Annotated in this window: 1 protein-coding gene (only partly in view); it reads right to left on the bottom strand. The window is 63.0% G+C overall.

Features of this window, described 5'->3' with window-relative positions:
* Positions 1-343: 343 nt before the first annotated feature.
* Positions 344-7,846: the 3' portion of a non-ribosomal peptide synthetase gene (locus tag QNH97_RS12270; protein WP_283557063.1), read on the bottom strand. 5,670 nt of this gene lie beyond the right edge of the window; 7,503 of the gene's 13,173 nt are visible here — the last part of the coding sequence; the start codon falls outside the window, past its right edge — the gene reads right to left on this strand; the stop codon is at positions 344-346.

Below are 7,846 nucleotides of genomic sequence, written 5' to 3'. Positions count from 1 at the left end.
CGAAGAACCTGCTTTTCTAGTTCGGAGTGGTTGACGATAAAAAATGTGTTTTTCAGGTACGGCGCGGCGCCTGGACGCTGGATGGCGGCGGTTGGGCCGACCTCGGCGCACGGGCCAGAGTTATGGATGATCGTCACGTTCAACCGAAGGAGGTCCTCGCGGACGGCCTCCTTACAGGCCAAAAAAAATTAGAACATTCGGTAGGCGATGTCTGTCATGGGAAGCAGGGACAAGCCCAGACGGCGCCCCGGCAGAATGTGCGGAGGAGGAGAATCCGAGGTGTGAACCCTGCCCGGAAGGCCCGGGACAGGGCACTGCAACGCGGATGGAGACTGCTGGTGACTCAGATACTGCGTTTGCGCGTGAGCGTGGGGATTTTCGTCATCGGTACGTCAATCCGTTGCACCTCGCCCACTGCGGCGGCCACCTGGGCGAGCGTGGGCTGACCGAACAGCACCCGGATATCGGCTTCCATGCCGTCCTTGCGCATGCGTTCGATCAGCGTGACGGCAAGCAACGAGTGACCACCCAGCTCGAAGAAATGGTCGTGACGGCCGACCCGCTCGACCTTGAGCAACTCCGCCCACAACGCAGCAAGCTTGGTCTCTACTTCTCCCTCCGGGGCTTCGTAGAGACGCGTGGAGTACGCATGGCTGTCCGGTACGGGCAGCGCCTTGCGATCGAGCTTGCCATTGGGGGTCAGTGGCAGTGCATCAAGACGCATGTAGGCGGCTGGGACCATATAGGCCGGCAGTCGGGTTTGCAGGTGCGTGCGCAGGGCCTCGATGTCTGCGGCTTCGTTCGAATGTTGGGTGAAGTAGGCGACCAGGCGTTTATCACCCGGTACGTCTTCGCGAGCCAGGACCACGGTTTCCTTGAGGCTTGGATGCTGGGCGAGCTTGGCTTCGATCTCGCCCAACTCGATGCGGAAACCACGGATCTTCACCTGGTCGTCGTTACGCCCCAGGTACTCGATGTTGCCGTCCGGCAGGTAGCGGCCCAAGTCGCCGGTCTTGTACATCCGGGCATTCGCGGTGGTACTGAACGGGTCCTTGAGGAAGCGCTCGGCGGTGAGATCATCGCGGTTGAGGTAGCCGCGAGCCACGCCTGCGCCGCCGATGTAGATTTCGCCCGGTACGCCCAGTGGTACGGGTTGTTTGTATTCGTCCAGCAAGTAGAACTGGGTGTTGGCGACGGGCTTGCCGATGTGCGCGGCGAATCCGTCTTCGCGGGCCATCGATACCCAGCTTGAATAGGTCGTGGTTTCCGAGGGACCGTAGAGGTTGCACAGGCGCTTGACCTGGGTCTGTTCAAACAGACTTTCCACCAGAGAGCGTTTTAGCGCTTCACCTGCGACGTTGACCGTGTCGACGCCCTCACCCAGCCCACCCGATTCCAACAACGCCTTGAGCGCCGAGGGTACGGTGTTGATCAGCGTGATGTCGTGCTCGCCCTGTTGCAGTTCCAGCACGTTGGTGACGACTTCGATGCTGCCACCGCAGGTCAACGGCGCGAAGCACTCGTACACCGCCAAGTCGAAGTTCAGCGAGGTCGAAAAGAGGGTTTTCGCCAAGGTTTCAGAGTCGAACGAACGGTGCGCCCAGGTGAGGAAGTTCACCGTATTGCGGTGCTCGATCATCACGCCCTTGGGCAGGCCGGTCGAACCGGAGGTGTAGATCAAATAGGCCAGATGTGATGAGGTCAGCTCCGCAACCTCCGGATTCAAGACGGACTCGTCCTGCCAAAGCCCGCTGTCCAGATCAATTACCGGCATCGTGGCCTCAGCCAACAGCCCAATCGTTGCTGGCTGTGCCAACACCGCCGCCGGGGCACTGTCTTCGAGCATGTAGGCAATCCGATCCAACGGGTAAGCCGGATCCAGCGGCACATAACCGCCGCCGGCCTTGAGGATCGCCAGCAAGCCCACGACCATGTCGAGGCCGCGTTCGACGCAGATCGCCACCCGCGAATCGGGTTGCACGCCCTGCTTGCGCAGGTAATGGGCCAAGCGGTTGGCTCGCTCGTTCAGCTCGTGATAACTCAGGCGCTGCCCACCACGGATCACCGCAATGGCAGCCGGCGTGCGTTGCACCTGCTCTTCGAACAACCCATGAATGGTCTGCTGCTGCGGATAGTCGGCTTCGGTGGCGTTGAACGTCACCAGCAACTGGTCACTTTCCGTGGCCGGCAGGATCGACAACTGATGCAATGGCTCTTCCGGCGTCTGCTCAAGCATCCGGACCAGACTTTCCAGCGTGTGCTGCACATAGCCACAAAGGCGCTGCGCACCAACGCGCGCGGGAGTCATCACGGAGAAACTGAACGCCTCGCCCTGGTCATCCACCGACAACATCAGCGGATAGTTGGTCCGCTCTTCGCCACTGAGCACCTGGATACCCTTCCAGGCCGACAGTGCCTCGGCCGAAACCGCTGTGGCGGTGTGACGGTAGTTGAGCAAGGCACTGAACAACGGCGTCGGTGCTTCCACGCCGCTGCAGCGCTGCGCCAGCGCCAGTGAAGCGTGCTCGTGGCCGAGCAAGGCGGTCAGTCGTTCATGAGTCGCCTTGACCCCGGAGCGCACAGCTTGCGCCCCCAAGCTTACCCGCAACGGCAAGGTATTGATGAACATCCCCAGTGCGCGGTCGGCACCCTCGCCGCCCTGCATCCGCCCGACCAACACGGTGCCGAACACCACGTCGTCCTTGCCCGACACCTTGCCCAGTACCTGCGCCCAGACCAGGTGATACAAACTCGCCGCACTCACGCCAAGCTGACGGGCCTGAACCCGCAAACGGCGACTCAGATCAGCCTCGACGTCCTGGCGAACTTCCTCGATGCCGCTGCCATCGCCTTGCACATCCTGCAAATCGAACGGCAACGTCGGCTCGTCGACATCGCCCAACATGTCGCGGAAGAACCCCTCATGGGCTTCGCGGCTCACCCCCAAGCGGGCCTGGGCCACGTAGTTACGGTACGGCACCGACGCGGACAGCCGGTGTGCCTGGCCAAGCATGTGCGCCTCGATTTCCGCCGATAGCACCGCCAGCGACGTGACATCGTCCACCAGGTGGTGGAACAACAGCATGCCCACCCAGCGTTGATTCGCCGGGTCTTGCGCATAGGCAATCTGCATCATCGGTGCCTGGCGGATGTCCAGGCGATAGAAGCGCGGGTCGAAACGCTGGTGCAACTGGGTGGCTACATCACCGTCGGCCGGATCCAGCGCAACCGACTCGACACTCAATCGAGCGTCACGCCAAACCACTTGCATGGGCTCGGGCAAGCCCTCCCAGAGCACGCCAGTGCGCAGGATATCGTGCCTGGCAATGACCGCTTGCAACGCTTGGGCGAACAGCTCCAGACGCGTGAAACTGTCAAAACCAAACATCACGTGTTGCAGATAGGGGTCGCCCTGGGCTGCGGCGAGGTGGTGATACAGGATCCCTTCCTGCAACGGCGCCAGGGCGTAGATGTCCTGGACGTTCGCTGCGCCACCCGGCACCCTCGCGACAATTTCATCGATAGCAGACTGATCCAGCTCGGCCAACGGCAGCATGTCCGGGGTGATACGTGTGCAGCCATCCGGGATGCCGTTGACCGGCACCGCGACTTCCCGGTACCCGCCCACCGCAGCGGCCAGTGCCGCCAGCGTCGGCTGGCCGAACAAGACGCGCACATCGACGCTCAGCTGGACCTGGCGCATGCGCTCGATCATTTTCACGGCCAGCAACGAGTGACCGCCCAGTTCAAAGAAATTGTCGTGGCGGCCGACCTGTTCGAGATTGAGCAAGTCCTGCCAGATCCCGGCGATGGCCACTTCGACTTCGCCTTGCGGGGCTTCGTATGCGCGGGCGACCACCGCTGAATGATCCGGTGCCGGCAATGCCTTGCGGTCCAACTTGCCGTTTGGCGTCAGGGGCAAGGCGTCGAGTCGCACATAAGCGCTCGGCACCATGTATTCCGGCAGTTGCCCTTGCAGGTGAGCCCGCAGGGTTTCGATGTCGGCAGTCTCGTCAGCAAAATGCATCGTGAAATAAGCCACCAGGCGTTTCTCGCCAGGCACCTCTTCACGGGCCAGCACCACGGCTTCCTTCACCGCGGCGTGTTGCGCCAGCCGGGCTTCGATCTCACCCAACTCGATGCGGAAGCCGCGGATTTTCACCTGGTCATCGTTGCGGCCCAGGTAATCGATGTTGCCGTCCGGCAAGTAGCGACCCAGATCCCCGGTGCGGTACATCCGCGCATTCGGAGCACTGTTGAACGGATCCTTGAGGAAACGCTCGGCGGTCAACTCTGGACGGTGCAGGTAACCCCGTGCCACCTGGACCCCGCCGATGTAAATCTCCCCGGCCACGCCCATCGGCACTGGCTGTCGATGGGCATCGAGCAGGTAGATCCGCGTGTTGGCAATCGGCTTGCCGATGGGTGTGCTGTCCGGGGTGTCGGCGCCCGCGCAGTCCCACGCGGTCACATCCACCGCCGCCTCGGTCGGACCGTACAGGTTGTACAGGCCGGTGTGCGGCAATTGCGCCTTGAAACGTCGCACCAGATGCCCCGGCAACGCCTCGCCGCTGCACATCACCCGTACCAGACCTTCGCACTCGCTCGCCTCGCCATGGGCCAGGAACACGTCGAGCATCGACGGTACGAAATGCAGCGTGGTGATGCCCTGGGCCTGGATCACGTCGCGCAGGTACGCCGGATCGCGATGCCCACCAGGACGGGCCATCACCAGCCGTGCGCCGCTGAACAGCGGCCAGAAGAACTCCCACACCGACACGTCGAAGCTGAACGGAGTCTTTTGCAGCACCGCATCGGCAGCGCTCAGGTGGTATTGCTGCTGCATCCACAGCAGGCGGTTGACCACCCCGCTGTGCTCGTTCATCACGCCTTTGGGCAGGCCGGTAGAACCCGAGGTGTAGATGACGTAGGCCAAGTGATTGGCATGCAGCCCATCGACCTGCGGATTGTCGGTTGGCTGCGTCGAGAAACCTTCCGCCTCATCCAGCAGCAGGGTTAGCGCCTGCGTAGCCGGCAGGCTGGCCTGCAAGGCACGCTGGGTCAGCACCACCGTTGGCGCGCTGTTTTCCAGCATGTAGGCCAGGCGATCCTGCGGATAATCCGGGTCCAGCGGCACATACGCCGCGCCGGACTTGAGGATGCCCAACAGGCCGGCCACCATGTCCACGCCGCGCTCCACGCAGATCGCCACGCGGTCGTCCGGGCGAATGCCCAGGGCGATCAGTCGATGGGCGACCTGATTGGCGCGACGATTCAGTTGCGCGTAGCTCAGTTGTTCTTCGTCGGACACCACCGCTACCGCGTCCGGGCACGTATCAACACGTACCTCGAACAAGCCGTGCAAGGTCAGGCCTTGCGGATAGTCGACCGTGGTGGCATTGAACGTTTCCAGCAAATGCTGACGCTCGGCCTTGGGCAGACTCGTCAGCTCGCACAGCGGCGTATCCGGCGCCTGTTCCAGTGCAGTGACCAGGTTTTCGAGGGTGGTCTGCATGTATTCGCCGACACGTCGCGCGTCGGTTTCGGCCAGTGCCTGCACCACCAGGTTGAAGCCCTCGCCTTCATCGTCCACGGCCAGCGCCAGGGGGTAATTGGTCCGTTCTTCGCCGCCAATCGACTCGATGCCTTGCCACGCTGTCAGCGCCTGTGCGGTCACCTCGACCCCACAATGGCGATAGTTGAGCATCGAACTGAACAACGGCGTCGGCGCAACGACTCCACTGCAGCGCTGCGCCAGCGCCAGCGGTGCATGCTCATGGCCCAGCAGTCCGGTCAGCCGCTTGTGGGTGGCCTTCACGCCGTCGTACACACCATGCTCACCCAGGCTCACCCGCAATGGCAAAGTGTTGATGAACATGCCCAGGGCCCGATCAGCGCCCTCGCCGCCCTGCATCCGCCCCAACAGCACCGTGCCGAAGACGACTTCGTCGCGACCGCTGACACGGCCCAGCACCTGGGCCCAAGCCAGGTGCATCACGCTCGCCGCACTGACGCCCAACTGACGGGCCTGTGCGCGAAGACGGCGACACAAGCTGGCCTCCACCACCAATTTTACTTCCTCGACACCGGTGCCATCGCCTTGCACGTCCTGCAGACCGAACGGCAGGGTCGGCTCTTCGATGTCGCCGAGCATCTCGCGGAAAAACGCTTCATGTTCCTGCTGGCCGACACCCAGGCGGGCCTGGGCCACATAGTTGCGGTAAGGCACCGCAGCGCCCAGTTCGTGAGCCTTGCCCAGCAAATGAGCCTGCATCTCGCGTTCCAGGGTTTCCAGCCCGGTATGGTCCAGCACCATATGGTGGAACAGCAGCATCGCGACCCAGCGCTGGTTGGCCTCGTCTTCGGCGATGGCCAGGCGCAGCATCGGCGCCTGGCGCACATCCAGGCGGAAATGCCGGGCATCGAAACGTTCGTACAGCTGCGCAACGACATCCCCGGCATTCGGGTCCGGTTCCAGTTCATCGACGATGAGTCGAGCCTGTCGCCATACGATTTGCACCGGTTCGTCGAGGCTTTCCCAGACCATCGAAGTCCTGAGGATGTCGTGACGGTCGATCACCCGTTGCAACGCCTGGGCAAAGTCATCCAGGCGCGCACGGTGGTCAAAAGCGAACAGCGTCTGCAGGACGTACGGATCACCTTTTTTCGCCGTCAGGTGGTGGTACAGAATGCCTTCCTGCAACGGCGCCAGCGGGTAGATATCCTGGACGTTACCCGTGCCGCCCGGCACGCTCGCCACGATCCGATCGATCGACTCCTGGCTCAATACCGCCAGGGGCAACATGTCTGGGGTGATGCGTTCACAGCCTTCGACGATGACATTGGCCGGCACCACCACCTCGCGGTGTCCACCCACCGCTGCAGCCAGTGCGCGCAGCGTCGGCTGGCTGAACAGGACGCGCACGTCCACCGACAGCTCGACCTGACGCATCCGCTCGATCAGCCGCATCGCCAGCAGTGAATGGCCACCCAGTTCGAAGAAATTGTCGTGACGGCCGACCCGCTCCACTTTCAACAGCTCGGCCCACATGCCGGCCAGCGCCAGTTCGATCTCACCCTGCGGCGCCTCGTAGGCCTGGCTGGCGTACGCCTCGGCCAGAGGCGCCGGCAAGGCCTTGCGGTCCACCTTGCCGTTCAGCGTCAAGGGGAAAGCCGGCAGTATCACGAACGCGGCAGGCACCATGTAGTCGGCCAGGGTGGCGGACAATTGCTCGCGCAATGCAGCAACGGTCAACGTGACCTGGGGTTGTGCAATGACATAGGCCACCAGGCGTTTCTCGCCCGGCTCATCGGCCCGCACCAGCACCACCGCATCCTTCACGCCTTCACAGGCGACGAGCTTGGCCTCGATTTCGCCCAGTTCGATACGGAAACCGCGGACCTTGACCTGATCGTCGTTACGCCCCAGGCACTCCAGGCTGCCCTCCGGCAACCAGCGACCCAGGTCACCGGTGCGGTACAGCAACGCGCCGGGCTCACGGCTGAACGGGTCGGCGATGAATTTCTCCGCCGTCAGGTCCGCTCGGTTTAGATACCCCTTCGCCACGCCCTGGCCGCCGATGTAAATCTCACCGACCACACCCAGCGGCGCCAGCTGCTGCCGCGCGTCGAGCACATAAATCTGGGTATTGGAGATCGGCCCGCCAATGGGCACGCTTTGCGCGTCCGCGGCCACGGCCTTCACTTCCAGGGTGGTGGCGTAGGTGGTGGTCTCGGTCGGACCGTAGCAATGCACCAGGCGCAAACCGGGGGCCAGGCTCAATAAGCGCTGGAAGGACGCCACGTCGGCCCGTTCGCCGCCGCACAACAGGATCCGCAGCCCACC

This window comes from Pseudomonas sp. G2-4, assembly GCF_030064125.1.
GTDB lineage: Bacteria > Pseudomonadota > Gammaproteobacteria > Pseudomonadales > Pseudomonadaceae > Aquipseudomonas.
Note: the sequence above shows the minus strand (reverse complement) of the source record. Positions and strands in the feature narration are given on the sequence as shown.